Origin of the sequence: Streptomyces sp. NPDC101490 (genome assembly GCF_044767145.1) — a bacterium.
Classification (GTDB): Bacteria; Actinomycetota; Actinomycetes; order Streptomycetales; family Streptomycetaceae; genus Streptomyces.
The window spans coordinates 40,221-55,903 of the sequence record NZ_JBIWNI010000013.1 but is presented as its reverse complement, the minus strand read 5'-3'; the positions used below and the strand labels follow the sequence as shown (position 1 = coordinate 55,903).

At 69.7% G+C, this 15,683-nt stretch carries 11 protein-coding genes; 6 read left to right on the top strand and 5 right to left on the bottom strand.

Going from position 1 to position 15,683, the window contains the following annotated elements:
* Positions 1-298 precede the first annotated feature (298 nt).
* Entirely contained in the window at positions 299-2,236 is a 1,938-nt protein-coding gene (locus tag ACIRQY_RS22625) for a BTAD domain-containing putative transcriptional regulator (RefSeq protein WP_403928386.1), read from the bottom strand.
* A 111-nt stretch (positions 2,237-2,347) separates the two neighbouring features.
* On the opposite strand from ACIRQY_RS22625, the gene ACIRQY_RS22620 reads away from it, so the two are divergent.
* The gene (locus ACIRQY_RS22620) at positions 2,348-3,226 is read left to right on the top strand and encodes an alpha/beta fold hydrolase (RefSeq protein ID WP_403928383.1); all 879 of its coding nucleotides are present in this window, start codon (positions 2,348-2,350) and stop codon (positions 3,224-3,226) included.
* 251 nt (positions 3,227-3,477) lie between these two features.
* Here the strand turns inward: ACIRQY_RS22620 and ACIRQY_RS22615 are convergent, their stop codons facing one another.
* A complete protein-coding gene (locus ACIRQY_RS22615; RefSeq protein ID WP_403928380.1) occupies positions 3,478-4,212 on the bottom strand; it encodes an alpha/beta fold hydrolase in 735 nt (244 codons plus the stop codon).
* A gap of 79 nt (positions 4,213-4,291) precedes the next feature.
* Here ACIRQY_RS22615 and ACIRQY_RS22610 point away from each other — a divergent pair, with 79 nt between their 5' ends.
* Positions 4,292-5,266: a helix-turn-helix transcriptional regulator gene (locus tag ACIRQY_RS22610; protein WP_403928377.1), complete on the top strand. Its 975-nt coding sequence runs from the start codon at positions 4,292-4,294 to the stop codon at positions 5,264-5,266.
* A gap of 229 nt (positions 5,267-5,495) precedes the next feature.
* Here ACIRQY_RS22610 and ACIRQY_RS22605 read toward each other — a convergent pair whose 3' ends face one another.
* From ACIRQY_RS22605 to ACIRQY_RS22595, 3 genes are all read right to left on the bottom strand, one after another.
* A complete protein-coding gene (locus ACIRQY_RS22605; RefSeq protein WP_403928374.1) occupies positions 5,496-6,080 on the bottom strand; it encodes a hypothetical protein in 585 nt (194 codons plus the stop codon).
* Positions 6,081-6,254: 174 nt separating this feature from the next.
* A complete protein-coding gene (locus ACIRQY_RS22600) occupies positions 6,255-12,428 on the bottom strand; it encodes a DNRLRE domain-containing protein (RefSeq protein WP_403928371.1) in 6,174 nt (2,057 codons plus the stop codon).
* A gap of 577 nt (positions 12,429-13,005) precedes the next feature.
* Positions 13,006-13,143 carry a hypothetical protein gene (locus ACIRQY_RS22595; protein WP_403928368.1) on the bottom strand — a complete coding sequence of 46 codons (138 nt, stop codon included), beginning with the start codon at positions 13,141-13,143 and terminating at the stop codon, positions 13,006-13,008.
* Positions 13,144-13,784: 641 nt separating this feature from the next.
* On the opposite strand from ACIRQY_RS22595, the gene ACIRQY_RS22590 reads away from it, so the two are divergent.
* The 4 genes from ACIRQY_RS22590 to ACIRQY_RS22575 all read left to right on the top strand — a co-directional run bounded on the left by ACIRQY_RS22590 (position 13,785) and on the right by ACIRQY_RS22575 (position 15,653).
* Positions 13,785-14,135 carry a hypothetical protein gene (locus tag ACIRQY_RS22590; RefSeq protein ID WP_351794162.1) on the top strand — a complete coding sequence of 117 codons (351 nt, stop codon included), beginning with the start codon at positions 13,785-13,787 and terminating at the stop codon, positions 14,133-14,135.
* Between the two features lie 115 nt (positions 14,136-14,250).
* On the top strand, positions 14,251-14,457 hold the full coding sequence (locus ACIRQY_RS22585; RefSeq protein ID WP_351794165.1) for a hypothetical protein: 207 nt from the start codon (positions 14,251-14,253) through the stop codon (positions 14,455-14,457).
* Positions 14,458-14,495: 38 nt separating this feature from the next.
* Entirely contained in the window at positions 14,496-15,302 is an 807-nt protein-coding gene (locus tag ACIRQY_RS22580) for a hypothetical protein (RefSeq protein ID WP_351794167.1), read from the top strand.
* Between the two features lie 36 nt (positions 15,303-15,338).
* A complete protein-coding gene (locus ACIRQY_RS22575; RefSeq protein WP_351794169.1) occupies positions 15,339-15,653 on the top strand; it encodes a hypothetical protein in 315 nt (104 codons plus the stop codon).
* Positions 15,654-15,683 lie beyond the last annotated feature (30 nt).

Genomic DNA, 15,683 nt, shown 5'->3' with positions numbered 1-15,683 from the left:
CCTGAGACCCCGTGCCCCCGTAACCCCCCCCCCGAAACCCCGACGCAAGCCCCCCGCCCCCCCCCCCGCCCCCCCCCCCCGCCCCCGCCGGCCCCCCCCCCCCCCCCCCCCCCCCCCCCCCCCCCCCCCCCCCCCCCCCGAGTGCCACATCACTTCGATTTCGACGACGCTCCAGCGAGCGCCATGCGCGCCAGATGGGCGCGGGCCGGGCCGGTGAGCCCACTTTCCGTAGCGCTTCCCGCCGTTGACGTACTGCACGTAGGGAAGCCCATGCGTCGGGGTTCGCTGATTGCTGCCGCTACCCCGTTCCTGCGCATGCCTCCGCCTCTGCCAGGTATCGCGCCACCGGGCCCAGGGTCAGCATTCCGCTGGCGGCACCGGCGTGTTCTGTACGGGCATCGCGCAGGGGCGCCTCGGCGCGGGCGGCGATGCCGCGCTCGCCGAGGAGTACGGCGGCGCGGGCGGTCAGGCACCACAGCGCCTCCTGCATGTGGTCACGCGGTGGTTCGGGCGCCGTCGTGAGGGCGGCACGCGCTTCCTCGACCCGGTCTTGGGCGAGCAGTACGAGGGGGCGCGCCCAGGGTCGGTACGGGCCCCAGTCGAGGTGCGGGTCGGTGGGCGCGGGCCGGTCGTGCAGCAGGCGCAGCCCCAGCAGGGCGAGCGGGAACAAGCCACGGTGCAGCCCTGGCATTCCGGCCGTCTGGAGGGCGTCCTCGGCAGCGCGGTAGTGCGCGGCGGCCGTGGCGGCGGTCGGTCCGCCGGGTTCGGTGCTGCGGGCGGCCGTGGCCCGGGCCCGGAACCACCCGGTGAGGACGCGGACGAGGGGCGCCTCGGTGGTGGCGGCGAGCTGTTCGGCGGCCTCGGCGTGCGAGGTCGCGGCGGCGAGGTCACCCAGGGCCGAGGCGGATTGCAGGCGGACGAGTCGGCCCAGTACGGCGAAGTTCGGCAGTTCGTGCCGGGTGGCCAGGTCGAGGATCTCGGCGCCGATCCCGTCCCGTACCGCCGCGAGCCCGGGGCGGGTGAAGGACTGCAGGAACACGCCGTTGAGGGCGAACGCCAGCAGGGCGGGATCGGCCAGGTCCCGTGCCAGCGCCTCGGCCTGCCGTGCCGCCTGTTGCGCGCGCTTCAGCTCGGTCCCGGACAGGTCGGCGCTGCGGCTCTCGACGGCGACCGTGGCCAGGAGGCGGGCGCGCAGGTCGGCGGGACCGTCGGAGCCGAGCGCGGTGAGCGTGCGCTCGGCGGCGGCGACGACGGCGCGGGACTGTTCTGGTTCGTCGGCCCGGCTCCAGATGGCGGGCACGTCGTAGGCGCCGATGATCCGGGCGGTCAGGGAGAGGTCTCCTGTGCGTTCCGCCGCCTGGATGGCGGCGAGGCGGTCGCGCCGCGAGTGGACGAGGGCGTCGCCACCCGCCAGGGCGAGCGTGCGGGCCAGATCCACGGTGGTGCGCGGGCCGAGCCGGACATCCGGGCCGGTCCACGCGGTACGTACGCCTTCGCAGGGCACGGAGCCCTTGAGGATGTCCGTCTCCAGGCGTTGGAGGTCGGCGCCGGGATCGAGCCCGAGTTGATCGACGAGCATCGCTCGGGCGCGGCGGAGGGTGGCCAGCGCGTCGGCCTGGCGGCCCGCGCGGTGGAGCGCGCGGGCAAGAAGCCCCCAGGCCGGCTCGCGCCACGGATGTTCCGCGACGTGGGCACCGAGTTCGGCGACGAGACCGGCCCCTTCCCCGCGGTCGAGGAGGATACGGGCGCGCAGTTCCACCCCCTCCAGCCTCAGCTCCTCCAGTCGGGTCCGCTCGCGCTGCGCCCATGCGGAGCCGGACACATCGGCGTAGGCGGGTCCACGCCAGTCCGCGAGCGCGGCGCCGAGGTCTGTCACCGCGTCGGGGTCGCGCCGGGCGCGGGCCAGGGTGTCCTGGAACCGATGGACGTCCACGTCCTCTCGCGGCAGGCGCAGCGCGTAGCCGGGACCTTCGGTGAGCAGTACGCGCGGCGGATTGCGGGGCGGCCGGTCGGGTTCGAGGGCTCGGCGCAGCGCGGCCACGAACGTACGCAGAGCACCCACGGCGCGGGCCGGTGGATCGTTCCACAGGTCATCGACAAGGGTGTCGGTGGTGACCATCCGCCCCTCTGCGGCGACGAGCCGGGCGAGTACCTCGCGATGGCGGGGTCCGCCCAGGTCAACCGGGCTGCCGTCGTCGCGGAGGGCCCGCACGGCACCGAGCACGTCGATTCGCATGCCCCCATCCTGGGTGCCAGGGGTCGGCTGTGCCCAACCGTACTGATCGGCTGCTGATCGCCGTCGTCCAGTCTGATCCGGTCAGTCCCCCACCCGAAAGGTCGGCCTTCCATGACGCTCACCATTTCCGGCTTCGATCACGTCCGTCTGCCCGGTGCGGACGGTGTGGAGCTTGCTGCCGCTGTCGGCGGCAGCGGCAGCCCGGTCGTGCTGCTGCACGGTTTCCCCCAGACCCATCTGATGTGGCGACACGTCGCCGAGCGGCTCGCCGAGGAGCACACGGTGATCTGTCCTGACCTGCGGGGCTACGGCGCCAGCGACAAGCCGGCCGCCACCGACCCCGATGCCTACGCCAAGCGCACCATGGCCGCCGACGTCGTGACCCTGGCGGCCGCGCTCGGCCACGAACGCTTTGCTCTCGTCGGCCACGACCGGGGCGCCCTGGTCGCCTTCCGGGCGGGCTTGGACCACCCCGAGACCATCACGCACCTGGGCATCCTCGACATCGTGCCGACGCTCGACATGTGGAACGTCCTGCACGGCACCTCGGCGACGGTCGGCTACCACCTCTACCTCATGGCGCAGCCGCCGGGCCTGCCGGAGGCGATGATCGCCAACAGCGCCGACGCGTTCTTCGGCTCGTTCCTCGACTCCTGGGCCGACGACCCGACCGTCATCCCGGAGGAGGTGCGTGCCGAGTACCTGCGGGCGAGCGCCGCGGCGGTGACGTCGATCGTCGCGGACTACCGCGCCTCGGCGGGCATCGACGTCCTACACGACCGAGCGGACCTGGACGCCGGGTCGCAGCTGGCCATGCCCGTGACGGTCGTCCAGCAGGACTGGGGCACGCGGCTGGGCTACGACGCTGCCGGGGTGTGGAAGGCCTGGGCGCCGGACCTGGAGCACCGGCTGACCCGAGCGGGGCACTTCATGGCCGAGGAAGCACCCGACGAGATCACGGCGGCGATCCAGGACCTGCTGGCCCGCTGAGCCTCCTGCCGCGGCCGGAGCAGCCGCAGCAGCAGCCGGAGTGAACGGCGACGGCCTTACGATCATCACCTGGTAGCCACCGCCCCGGTGTGAAGTGTCGTCGTTGTGCCGGGCCTCGTCGTAGTGAGCCGTCCAGGGCGGGTCCTCGCCGGGGTCCCGCTGGGCGAAGGCGTCGGCGGCGGCGAGGTCCACGCGGGGGGCTGTGCCCCGGCGAGGGCACGCGGGGGGGCTGTGCATCGCAGCAGGCACGGTCAGGAGACGGCCTTGTCGAGGATGTCGGCGAGTTCAGCGGGTGCGGAGAGCATCGGCCAGTGTCCGGTGGGCAGGTCGAAGCGCCGCCACGGCGGCTGGTTCAGGTAGGCCAGCATCGGCACCCCGGCGTCCAGCAGTCCCGTGAAGTCATGGCAGGTGATCAGGACACGGTCCACACCGGGGCCGGGTTCGGTCGGGCCGGCGAGACGCTGGGTGTAGGTGCCGAACGGCTGAGGGGTGGCATGCGAGCGCAGGGCGTCCCTCCGTTCCTCGTCGAGCCCGTCGAGGCTGCCGGACAGGGCCAGAACCTCGAACGGCGGCATCGGCAGTTGCCACCCGTCGCCGGACGCGTCGACCTGGCGGCGCAGCTCGTCGGCTGCCGACGGTGGCATGAGGTCGAGCATGCACATGCCCGCGGTGAACGGGGCGCTGTCCACGTAGATCACGCGTTCCAGCCGGTCGCCGAGGCGTCCTGAGGCCCCGGTGGCCGGGGCGGCCGCGTAGCTGTGGGCGACCAGGGTGATGTCGCGCAGATCGTTCCGCTCGACGAATCCGGTGATGTCCGCGATGTGGGTGTCCACGTCCGTCCCGGGTCCGCCCCGGTCCGCGCGCTCGGCCAGGCCGGTCAGTGTCAGCGGCAGTGCCGTGTGGCCGTGCTCTCGCAGGGCGCGGGCGGTGTTCTCCCAGGCCCACGCGCCGAGCCAGGCGCCGGGAACGAGTACGAAGGTGGCCATGTGATCTCCCAGAAGTAGGTGCTGTGGGGAGCGTAGGCTCGATACAGGACAGAATCCGCCCTGAAATGTCGAGTGATCCATGTCGCATCCCCTCACCCGTGTGCTGACCCTGCTGGAACTCCTCCAGTCGAACGCCCGACTCACCGGAACGGAGCTGGCCGATCGCCTGGACACCGACGTCCGCACCGTGCGCCGGTACGTTGCCCACCTGCGGGAACTGGGCATCCCCGTGGAAGCCGAACGCGGCCGCCACGGCGGCTACCGCCTGGCCCGCGGCTACCGGATGCCGCCGCTGGTCCTCACCAACGACGAGGCCCTCGCCGTCGTTCTGGGCCTGCGCGCGGCAGAGCGCCTGGGCATGGGCACGGCCGCGCCGGCCAGTGCCGGTGCCTTGGCCAAGATCGAGCGGGTGCTGCCGCACGCCCTGCGCGAGCCACTCGCCGCGATGAGGGAAGCCCTGTCCTTCACCGCCGACGCCGTGACCGGCCAGGCGCCCGGCACCGGCGTCCTGCTGGCCCTGGCCCAGGCATCCCGTGCCCGCACGACCGTCGGCATCAGCCACCAGTCCTGGCGCCAGGAACACACCGAACGCGACATCGACCCCTACGGCGTCGTCTTCCACACCGGCCGCTGGTACGTCATCGCCCACGACCACCTCCGCGACAACCTGCGCACCTTCCGCATCGACCGCGTCACCTCCGTCACCCCCCGAGCCGACAGCTTCACCGCACCCGCCGACTTCGACCCCGTGACCCACCTGACCTCGACCCTCGCCCAGGGGCCCTACCGCTGGCAGGTCGAGGTGACCATCCACGGCCCCCTCGACGAGATCGCCCGCCGACTGCCCAGCTCAGCGGTGACCCTCACCGCACAGCCCACCGGCGTCCTGATGCGCACACGGGCAGAACGGCTGGACGGCACGGCCCACATGCTCGCCTCCCTGGAATGGCCCTTCACCGTCCACCATCCCGACGAACTCCGACAGGCGCTCACGAACCTGGCCGCCCAGCTCACCGCAGCCGCCCGGCGAAGACCAGAGGAACTCCCGCAGTAAGCACCGGGTTCACTGCCGCAGAGCCCCTACGGTCACCTCCGCGGCCCGCAATGGGTTCTCCGGCCGCCGCAGGCGAGGTGCACCCATTTACTGAAGATCCGCTCCACTCTCGGGACGGCCACCGCCTCCCCTCGCGCTCAGTTCTTCCGCATCGCGCGAAACGTGCTCACCGCACTCAGATTCAGGCACGGTCACAGCGGATCATTTTCGAGCGAAGAGGGTGTCCAACTCATTCTCCGGCGGAGCGCAGCACGGCGGACGCCGCAAGCTCCGAAGCCGTCCATGACGCGCCTCCGTTGAGCCTCTTCCAACTGTTCTCCGGGCGGACCTCGATCGACACCTCGTAACAATCCACCCCCCTGGAGATCGCCAGCTCCAGGAGAACATTCCCGCCCTTCAGTCCGGCACAGACAGCGGAAGCTTTTCCGTCGTCCGCGTGCTTCGTTTCGAGGGAAACACGGTTGAGCTGCCCGAGGTTCCGGAGGGAGGACTCGACGATCCTGTGTTCTCGCAGGCCATGCACGAGCGGCATGGTGAGAGTGCGTGTGGAGCGCACCGAGAGCGAGGCGTCAGCCGACGAGAGTCCGAAGCGTGCCAGATTTCTCATCAGGTGAAGCGTGTTGACCGACGCGATGATCGCCGAGAACAGGACGAAAGAGCAGACACCCGCACCCACTGCCTGGATCAGGATCCCCCCCAGCCCTGTCTCCGCCTCCGTGACGAGAACTCCGATCACAGAGCCTGCGACGACGGTTCCCACCAGAGCCGCAGCAGCGGATACGCGCGCGAAGGCATCACGCCAGAAGTGATTCATTGAACAGCTCGTTCCATTCAGGACGGCAGGGTTTCAAGGCGCCCTGCCGTCCAGGTGTGAAGTGGCATGCAAACGACGGAGGTCACGCCGATCTGCACATGTATTCGATCACAAAGGCCCTGTGTTCACCGGGCGGTCGCCCGGTGAACACAGGGGTGGGGCTTCAGTCGCCCATCAGAGCGCCTTCACGAATTTGTCCCATGCCTTGATCGAACCTCGGTCTCCCCATCCTCGGAACACCTTCCCGCCGATCTTCTTGATCAGCTTGCCGACCGCTCCACCGAACCCGCCGATCGACGCTCCCAGGAGCACTGCCCTGACGGCGCCCTTCGTGGTGTACCCGTGGCCCCCCCGATGGGTGTACCAGTAGCGCGCGAAGCCGGTTATCCCGCCGCCGACCGCTCCGCAGACGATCGGGCCGGCGAAGGGGGCGCAGACCGCCGTGACGACCCCTCCGATACCGGTGGTGAAGACGTTGCACCAGAATCCGCACGAGCGCGGCTTCTTCTGCTTCTTCCTCCCGTCGAGGTCATAGCAGTTGACAGGGTCTCCGCCGCAGTACTCGTAGGCGTTCGCGTTGCCTCCGTAGATCGGGTCCACGGAGAGGAAGCGTCCTGTGGCCGGATCGTAGAGACGCACGCCCATCAACGTGACGCCGTTCGGCGTCTCGCCGGAGCGCTGCTTGCCGCCGAGCCAGCCGTAGCGAGCGGGGTCGGTCCCGGGGAGCAGGTTGCCGAACTCGTCGTAGCTGTTGACGACAGGGGTGCTGCCGCTGAACAGCGGAATCTGGGTGGTGACGTCACCGTGAATGGTGCTGAGCTGAAGAACCGCATCACCCTGGGCACTCGTGGTGGCGATCAGGTCGCCCGCGAGGTCCTTGAGGTTCCGGCTGACGGCGCTTCCGCCCTCGTGGATCCACTCGGGGCTGTCACCATCTGACCCGTAGTGGTTCTTCTTGGTAGCGGTGGTGCTCCAGGTGGCGTCCTCGGCCTGCTCTTCCACCGTGTAGGAGGAGGCGCGGCCGATGGCATCGAGCTGCCACGTGGTGCGCTTACCACCGGAGGAGATCTGACGGACCAGGTCGTTGGCGTAGTAGCCGTACTTCGCGCCACCCGCCTGCTCGGTGGTCCGGCCGAAGGCGTCGTACACGGTGCCGCCGGCGATGAGCCGGTCGGCGCTGTCGTAGGACGAGGAGGTGTTCCTGGTCTCGGGTGCACCGCCGTCGACATCGTCGATCGTGGTCGTCAGGGACGTCCGGTTGCTGTTGTCGTCGAAGGCGTAGGCACGATGGGTGGTCACACCCACTTGCGAGTCGTCTGTGCGTGTCAGACGGCCGGCCGCGTCGTAGGTGTACTCCTGGTACGCGCCGCCGCCGGTGTAGGTGGTGCGGTTCACGACCTGGTCATGGATGTTCTTGCTGAGGGACTCGCCCTGAACGGTCCAGCCGGACTCCCAGTGCCAGTACCGGGACGTCTCGGCTCCCGTGGGGTCGAGGTTGAACTCGACGTCCATGTTCCACGGCAGCTTCTGCTTGTACAGGCGGCCGTCGGAGTCGTAGTAGCCGGTGACCGCGCCGATGGAACCCATGACGGAGTCCTGCACCCGCGTGGGCAGGCCGGCCGGGTTGTCGTAGGTGTACGTCGTCTCGGAGGGAACCGAGTTCGAGCTCCGGGTGACCCTGTCGCGGCTGTCGTACTGGGTCCTGGTGACGTTGCCGATGCCGTCGTCGTAGGAGACTTCACGGCCCAGCTTGTCGGTGGCGCGAAGCACCGTGGTGCTGCCGTTGGCGTAGCTCGCGACGGAGCCGTCGCCGGTGTCGTAGGTGATCGACGTATCGGGAACGGCGGTGCCGGTTCCTCCGGTGATCTGGCTCTGCTTCAGCCGGCCGGCCGCGTCGTAGGTCGCGACGCTGGTACGCGACGTGCCGCCGACGACCTCGACGGTCTTGGTGACGTTGCCCCACCGGTCGTACTCGTACGTCGACGTCGGCAGCTCGTCCGGGTTGCCCGCGCCGCCCGTGATCTTCCCCGCCGGACCGACGGAGCAGAGGAGATCCGCCCACTCCGGACGTCCCGCACAGGCACCGGTGCCCGTGGCGGACCAGTAGGCGGTGACCTTCGCTCCCGCGTCGTTGCCGCTGGACTTGGGCAGCGTGGTCTTGACGACACGTCCCTGCGCGTCGTACTCCGTGGCGCGGGTCAGCTTCAGTCCGTCGGGATCGGTGATCTCCTTGAGGCGCAGCCCCTTCACCCAGTCGTAGGTCATCGAGGTCGTACGGACGTCACCGTCGGCCGGGTAGCCGTCGACGAAGGCACCGACCGCCGTCGTGGTGGGCTGGTGAGCGATCCGCGCGCTGCCGTCGGTGGGACGGCCTTCGTCATACCTGCTGACGGTGCTGGTGCGGGCTGCGATCTGGGTACCGGCGGCGAGATCGGGGCTGTCGCTGTCGCCCTTGAGCGCCTTGGTCAAGGTGACCAGGTGCAGTGGTCCGTGCTCCCGGACCAGCCGCTGGCCGTCAGCCGTGTACTCGGAGACCGTGGCCAGCTTGCCGGCACGCTCGGCGGGAGAGTCGGCGCGGATGCCCAGTTCGCTCTGGGTGTTCACCTGGTAGTCGGCGTTGCCCAGAGCAAGTTCACGGTTGGTCGCGTTCAGCTCGAGGACGATGTTGCCGAACTGGTCGTACTGCGTGGTGGTCAGGTGCCGACCCGGGAGGCCGGTGTTGACGGCGAGGCCGGAGGCGTTGGTGTAGGTGATCACGGCCTTGGCGTAGTCGCCCGCGGTCAGGTTCTCACCCGTGTGGGAGGAAGGAACCTGGTCGGCGGGGAAGACCGCCGTCGCGTCGGTGGGTGCCTCCGTCTGCCCCCAGGTCCTGGTGTCGGAGACGGCGACCTGGTTCGGGGCCTTGGCTCCGGAGAGCGGAACGTCGTAGACGAGGGATGTGGTGGCCTTGCCCCCGTCCACCACGTCCTTGCTTCCGGCCATCAGGGTCGGGCGCGAGGCGGACAGGAGCATGCCGTCGCCGGCCACGGCGGCTGAGCCGGCCTTGCCGTACACGAAGGTCCACGGCAGCTCGCCCGGCGGGGTCTGGGTGAGAACGCGGCCCGCGTTGTCGTAGGTGTAGGCGGTCTTCAGGGCCGGGCTGATCCGGGGGTCCCACTGCTCGCGCAGACGGCCCGCGTTGTCGTAGGAGTACTGGGAGACCACGGTGGCCGTCGCAGTGGATGCGCCGGGGGCCGTGTTCCACAGACGAATGCGGTTCACCTGGCCGGAGAAGTCACCGAGGGCGGAGCCGGTGGCCGTGGTCGTGGTGGCGTACTGGTACTCCAGGATCCTGCAGCCCTTGGTGCTGGGCGCGTTGGCGCACGTGGACGCCGACACGGCAGTGGTGGGCGAGATCACGTACTTCGGGCGAGCCAGCGGCTTCCCGTCCACGGTGACCTTCTCGGAATACACCCTTGTGGTGGAGTCAAGAGTGGGCAGCGAGCTGCTCGAGAGCGTCCAGGTGCCGAATTCGGCACCGACCTTGGTGAAGGTCGAGGCGGCTCCCTCGTTCTCCGTCAGGGTGAACGATCCGGTGAGGCTTCCGGCGAGGGTGAGATCCTCGGCTCCGGGCTCGGGCTTCCAGCCGCCGCCCGTGGTCGCCGTGAAACCGGTCTCCGTCCCGTCCGCGGACACGACCGCGACCGAGGATGCCGAAGTCTTGCGCAGGAACGTCCAGTTGCTGCCGGACGTCTCCACGACGGTGCCGGCGGTCCACTGCGGGCCGAAGATCGCCACCTGGCCTTCCTGTCGACCTCCCTCGTCGGGGGTCCGGGACGACGCGGTACGCGCGGCGGTCAGCGAGAACCCTGAGGCATCCATGGCGCTGAGCGTGAAGTCACCGGTGAGGGTGTTGACCGCACCCGGTCCCACCGCTTCGCTCGGCGCGGCACCCGCGTTGCGGTCCACCGTGATGGTGCTGGCGGGAGAGGCGTCGGTGGTGGTGCCATCCGTGAACACGGCACGGACGTCGACGGGGCCGTCCTCACTGAGGGAGGACGTGATGTTCCAGATCAGAGCCTCGGGCGTACCGGTGGTGACCGTCGCGGGCCAGGCCGTCGGCGTGCTGCCGTCGCTCTTGCGGCGAACGTCGGAGACCGGAACGTCCTTCCACGTGTCCGTCTCGCCCCGGCGGTACTGGTAGCGCACTCCGGTGTCGGTGGCCTTGCCCAGGCCGGCCAGCTCGGTGCGCCGCGCCGACCGGTCCCCCTCGCTCGGTGCGGTCAGGGCCGCCCCCGAGCCCGCGAAGAACACGAAGGCGTTCTCGGCCGAGGTGTTGCCGGCCGCGTCCTTGGTGCGGGCGCTCAGCGTGTGCTTCCCGGCGCGGAAGGACGGCTTGACCGTCACCACGGTGCCGGTGGTGGCGGCCGACTGCCAGGCTCCGCCGTCAAGCTTCCACTGGACTTCCTTCACGTCCGACGACGGCGGGGTGAGGGAGAAGGAGCCGGTGAAGTCACCGTTGTCGTTCGGGGTCCCCGACCACTGGCCGGCGGGGAAGTCGGTGGAGGACACCGACGTCGTGGCGGGAGCCGTGGTGTCCACGGTCAGGGCGCGGAAGGCGGACCAGGCGCTGGTGGCCGAGCCGTCACCGGCCCGCACCCGCCACTTGTAGGCTCCTGCGGCCAGAGCGGTGGGGGGACTCCAGGTGGCCTGTGCGCCCGACGCCGCGGAGGCGCTGCCGGTGCGCAGTGCGGCACTGCCGTTGGCAGCCCACACCTCGTAGTCGAGTGTGACCTGGGACCCGTCGCCGTCCAGGGCCTTCGCCGACAGCACGGGGCTGCCCGCGGAGGTCGCGAACTGGTCGACCGGGGCGATCAGGGTCGGCAGCTGGGGAATCGAGTTGTACGTGACCGACAGGTAGGGGGTGTTGCTCGCGGCGTTGCCGGAGTTGAACCGCTTCCAGCCGTAGGGGTCGGTCTCGTCGACGGCCCGCACGCCCAGGGAGTTGCTGCCGCCCCCGTTCGCCGCCCATGTCTTGGCCAGCGACGTGACGTCGGCGTTGACCCAGCCGTCATTGCACGCGCTGGAGTAGCCCTTGGTCTGCGTGCTGGTGGCGTGCTTGGCCACCCAGTTCGGCTGGGCCGTCCAGCGGGAGGACGTGCTCGGGGCGCCGGTGGACCAGACTTCCCAGCCCTTGGGCGTGCAGGACCACGAGTGGTAGGCGAACAGGTTCAGCTTGGCGGCGGTGACCTGCTTTCCCGTGATGTTCTTCATCGGGAAGGACAGGAACGAACGCGCCACCTGGGAGGTGCCGTTGTTGCCGACCTTGAGGTCGGTCGAGGCCGACTGATCGGTGGTGTGGCCCTCTTGGACGAAGGTGTCGAAGCTCGCCCCCACGTTGATCGCCGGGTCGATGGTCACCGGGAACAGGGTGGAGGGGTCCGCGAGGAACTTCGCGTCGGGGATGAGGGTCAGGGTGACGGTGTCGCCGTCCTGCGCGACCTTGATGGACACGGGGGCGGTGCGGGTGTGTTCCCTGGACTTCTCGTCCACCCGCGCGTCCCACATCACCGGGGCGGGGAGCACTCCGACCGACTTGCCCTCGGCATCGACGAAGGAGACCGAACCGTCCTTGTGCGCCTTCGCCTTCAGCCCCTCGGCCGTCAGGCTGTAGGTCATCGCCCCCTGCGCGTCGACAGCGGAGCGGCTCTTCAGTTCGAGGTACTGCTCGTAACCGCTACGGGTCGACTCGATCAGCAGGTCCGCGGAGGGCAGGGCGTCCTTGTAGCGGGCGACGTTGTTGTCGTCCCCCTCGATCGTCGGCGCGGGCAGCGCTCCGTACCAGCCCAGTTGGATCCGCTTGCCCGTGCGGCCCTCCAGCGTCACCAGCGGCGTGCCCGCCTCGGAGGTCTTCTGGCCGGTCTTCCTCAAGCCCTTCGGAGCGGCGCTCTTGCCGCCGAGGCGCAGGCCGTGCGGGTGGCCCTTCGCGGCGACGGATCCGTCCGACATCGTGCGCAGCGAGACGTCGACGTCCTGCCAGGCGCCCTTGTCGTCCCGGTAGCGCACCGGGCCGGCGTACGCGTCCTGCGTGACGGAGCCATCGGGATTCACGAAGACCGACGAGGTCTCCGTCCGCTGGTCCAGTGCTTCGATCCGCCGATTCTGGATCTTCGCCTTCATCCGGGCGGCCGCGATCGAGTCGGCCGTCGCGTCGGCCGTCGCGGAACCCGAGTCCTTCTTCGGCTTGGCCGCCTGGGGCGCCTTCTCGATCTGCACGGCGAACGCGGTGCCACCAGTGGTGACGACGACCGCCGCCTCCACTGCCATGACCAACGCCGCCGCTGCGGCCACTCGACGCCAGCGCGTCATCGATGGAGGGGATGAGAACGGTGCAGACGCTGCGGCAGGTCTCTGCCCAGCTCTACGGAACGTGTTTGTCACGCGTGGTTCCTCGCAGTATGTGCGGACAGTTCTCCGCACCCGCACAGGATGATCACATCGCTTTCATAGCCGTGATCTGCGCCGCAGTCGGGCTACGAGGGCCTGCCGGACAAGCGCTTGCCCAGTTCCCCCCATTTTGCGCGATCTTTACTTACTATTTGCCTTACACCCCTCTCACGCCTCGTTCAGATGGCGGGAGTTGACCGAAAAGATCAAGTTGCTGCTGAAATTGAGCTCGTGATGTCGGCTCGAGGTCGGGCCGTGGTCCCTGGGCGGCCGCTCTGCAATTCCATGTTCTCCAGGCGCGAGGCGACGAGCCCGCGAAGCGCTGGAGGGCGTCGAACGGCACCGTTTATGTCATGTCGAAGTACGCCTCTACGTGCCTCCGGTGGGTCGTACGGTGTGGTCGATCCGGCCTGCGGCTCCACCCGACCGTCATCCACGGCGCGACCTCCGCTGACGGAGAGTCACTCTCCCCGGTGGTCAGCTTCTGCGGATCAATCCCTCAGAAGCCCCGCCCGGCCGCCCTCGATCGCGGTCTGATCCTTCTCCGTCGCCACGCGGCCGACCAGCTCCAGCAGGACTTGCCGGGCAGCTGCTGGCCGAGGGTGATGTGCCCGAGCTGGTCGAGGGCCTGCCGCACGGCTGGGACTCGTTCGTGTTCAAGGGGTACGAGCGCGGCGTCCAGATCTCGGGCGACCAGTGGCAGAAGCTGGGTCCAGCTCGGACAAGGTACAGGCCGACGCCGTTCCGCTGGTCGACCGACCCGCTGGTGCACTGGATCCCCATGCGGAGATCACCGCGTTCGAGGGGCTGTGGTCCCTGCCCGCTGTCGGGGGCATCCGGCCGCACGAGCCTTCCGCCCGGAACCGGGCGGTACCGGCGGCGGTGGACGCGTCCTCGTCGATGACGACCTCCGGCAGATGGCGGCCGTCGTCGATGGTGAACAGGTCGAGCACTCTGCTCTCCTGTCGGTTCTGGGTGTCCCCGCCCCCGGCCTCGGTCCCGGCACGGACCCGCGTGCCGCCACGGGCCTCTACTCCCGCTGCGGCCCCGCGTGCTCGCACGCGTCCGCCGACTGCGCCGCGCGGCCCGCCCACAGCTCCACCGGACCCGGCGTTCACCCGATCAGCCGACACCGTCGCACACCGCCGCCCCCCTGTGCCGGGCCCGGGGGGCCACGGTTTCCGGCCCGCCCCGGAAGCCGCCCACGGCATCGTCCGCCGTGCGCGGCGGGCCGGGCCGGGTGCCATCCTGGCCGAGGCACGACGAAAGGGGTTCTCCATGTGGCACCGGAAAGCAGCACTGACCCTCGCGGCCACCCTGGGCATGACTCTGGGAATGCCCGGCATCGCACCCTCGGCCCAGGCGGCACCCGCCTGCCCCAGCACCGGAGACTGCTACTTCCTCTACTGGGAGCAGGACGACACCCGCCACGGAATCCTCAGCCCGGACACGGACTACTGCTATCCGATGATCGAAGGCGCGGTCAAGGGATACAACGCGACGAACCAGCGCATCTACCTCTACAAGTCGAGGGCGTGCGAGATCGGCTCCGGCGGCTACGTCGACCCCGGCTACTCCTGGTCGAACGACCAGAACGTCTTCTACTCGTTCGATTTCGTCGGCCCGTAGCAGTACCCGGCGACTCGTCCCCACCGGGCACCGCCCCGCCTCCGTCCGGGATGCGGGGCGGTGCCGCGCGCCGGACAATGGAAGGGTCACGGGGGCCTCTTCAGGAGCGCCGGACATGGGCCAGGAGCACGACGACGGCGACAAGCCCGAGAAGCGGGGCCACCGGGTCACTCTCCCCGGATTCGTCCGCGAGGACGACATCGGGCTGGGTGATCTGGTGACCCGGGCGACCCGGGCCGTGGGCGTTGCGCCGTGCGGGGGCTGTGCCCGCCGGGCCGAGCGGCTGAACCGGTGGGTCGGCTTCGGCAGACGGCGCCGGTGAGGGCCCCGGCCCAGCCCTACGACACCGGGGAGCGCGCCATGAGTGACGCAGCCGCACCCGAGGAACCGGTCCGGCACCCGCAGCCCGCGTTCGTCTATGCGATCGGGCAGCTCGGCTGCCGATTTCCCGATCCCGGAGTGGAGAAGGAGTTCGCGCAGGTCGCCGGGCGTACGGACACCCGGGGCCGGACGGACAACGAAGCGCTGCGGGAGGTCGTCGACCGGCCCGAGAACCGTTATCTGGCCCGGCAGTTGCTGTACGTGTTCTCCGTGCGCGGCGTGGAGACCTATGTGGCCCGCCCCCGCTTCCCGGAGGACTACGACAAGTTGATCGACGCGGTCCGGCCGCATCCGACACCGCTGGACCTCGATGTCCTGATCGGGGTACGCGGCCCGCTGCCGACGCCCTCCGAGTACGCGGCCGGCCGGCTGCCGCTGGTGGAGTTCGACCAGCTCTACTCCTTCGACCGGGCCTCGCTCGTCGACGCGGTGCGGAAGCCGAAGGACATGCCCGCCAAGCGGTTCCGGACCACGGCGGACGAGGTGCTGTCGAAGCTGCTGGCCGTGGCGGACAACGCCGGCGCCACCCACGAGGACCGGGCGGCGAACTACGTCGCCTGCCGGTACGCGGCGGTGTACGTCAGGACGTTCGAGGCGCTGGCCGCCGATTCGGCGCTGACGTCGATCGAGGTCCGTCCTGCGGTCGTCGGCGGCGAGCGGGGCGTCATGAACTTCACTCTGTCGTTCACCCGTCGTGGCACGGACCTGACGGAACGCTGGTCCGCGCTGGTCAACACCCAGTTCCTGTATCCCTATCTGATGACCCCTCTCAGCCCTTCCCTGTGAAGGGTCCCGAGGGTGGTGGCAGGAGAGGTGAGAACGGTGAGCGTGCCAGGATTCACCGCCGGGTCGAGCGTCTACGGTGTCGTCCCCTGGGATCCCTCGTACGGAGACTGCTACGACGAGGCCCAGTTCGTCTGCAGACAGCAGTGTTCGGGCGGGTACAGCACGGCCTCGTGCAGTAAGTGCAAGTCTTCGTACATGGCCGAGTGCATGTGCCCGGGGCCGGACTGCTCGGAGCAGGACTACTGCGACGAGAACGGAACCACCATCCGGGTCACGAGATGCAAGGAGTGCGACGGCTCGACCACGGTGCAGAGCGTCCGGATCAGTTCCACCTGCGGTACGAACGGCTGATCCGACTGCGGTACGAACGGCTGATCCGAG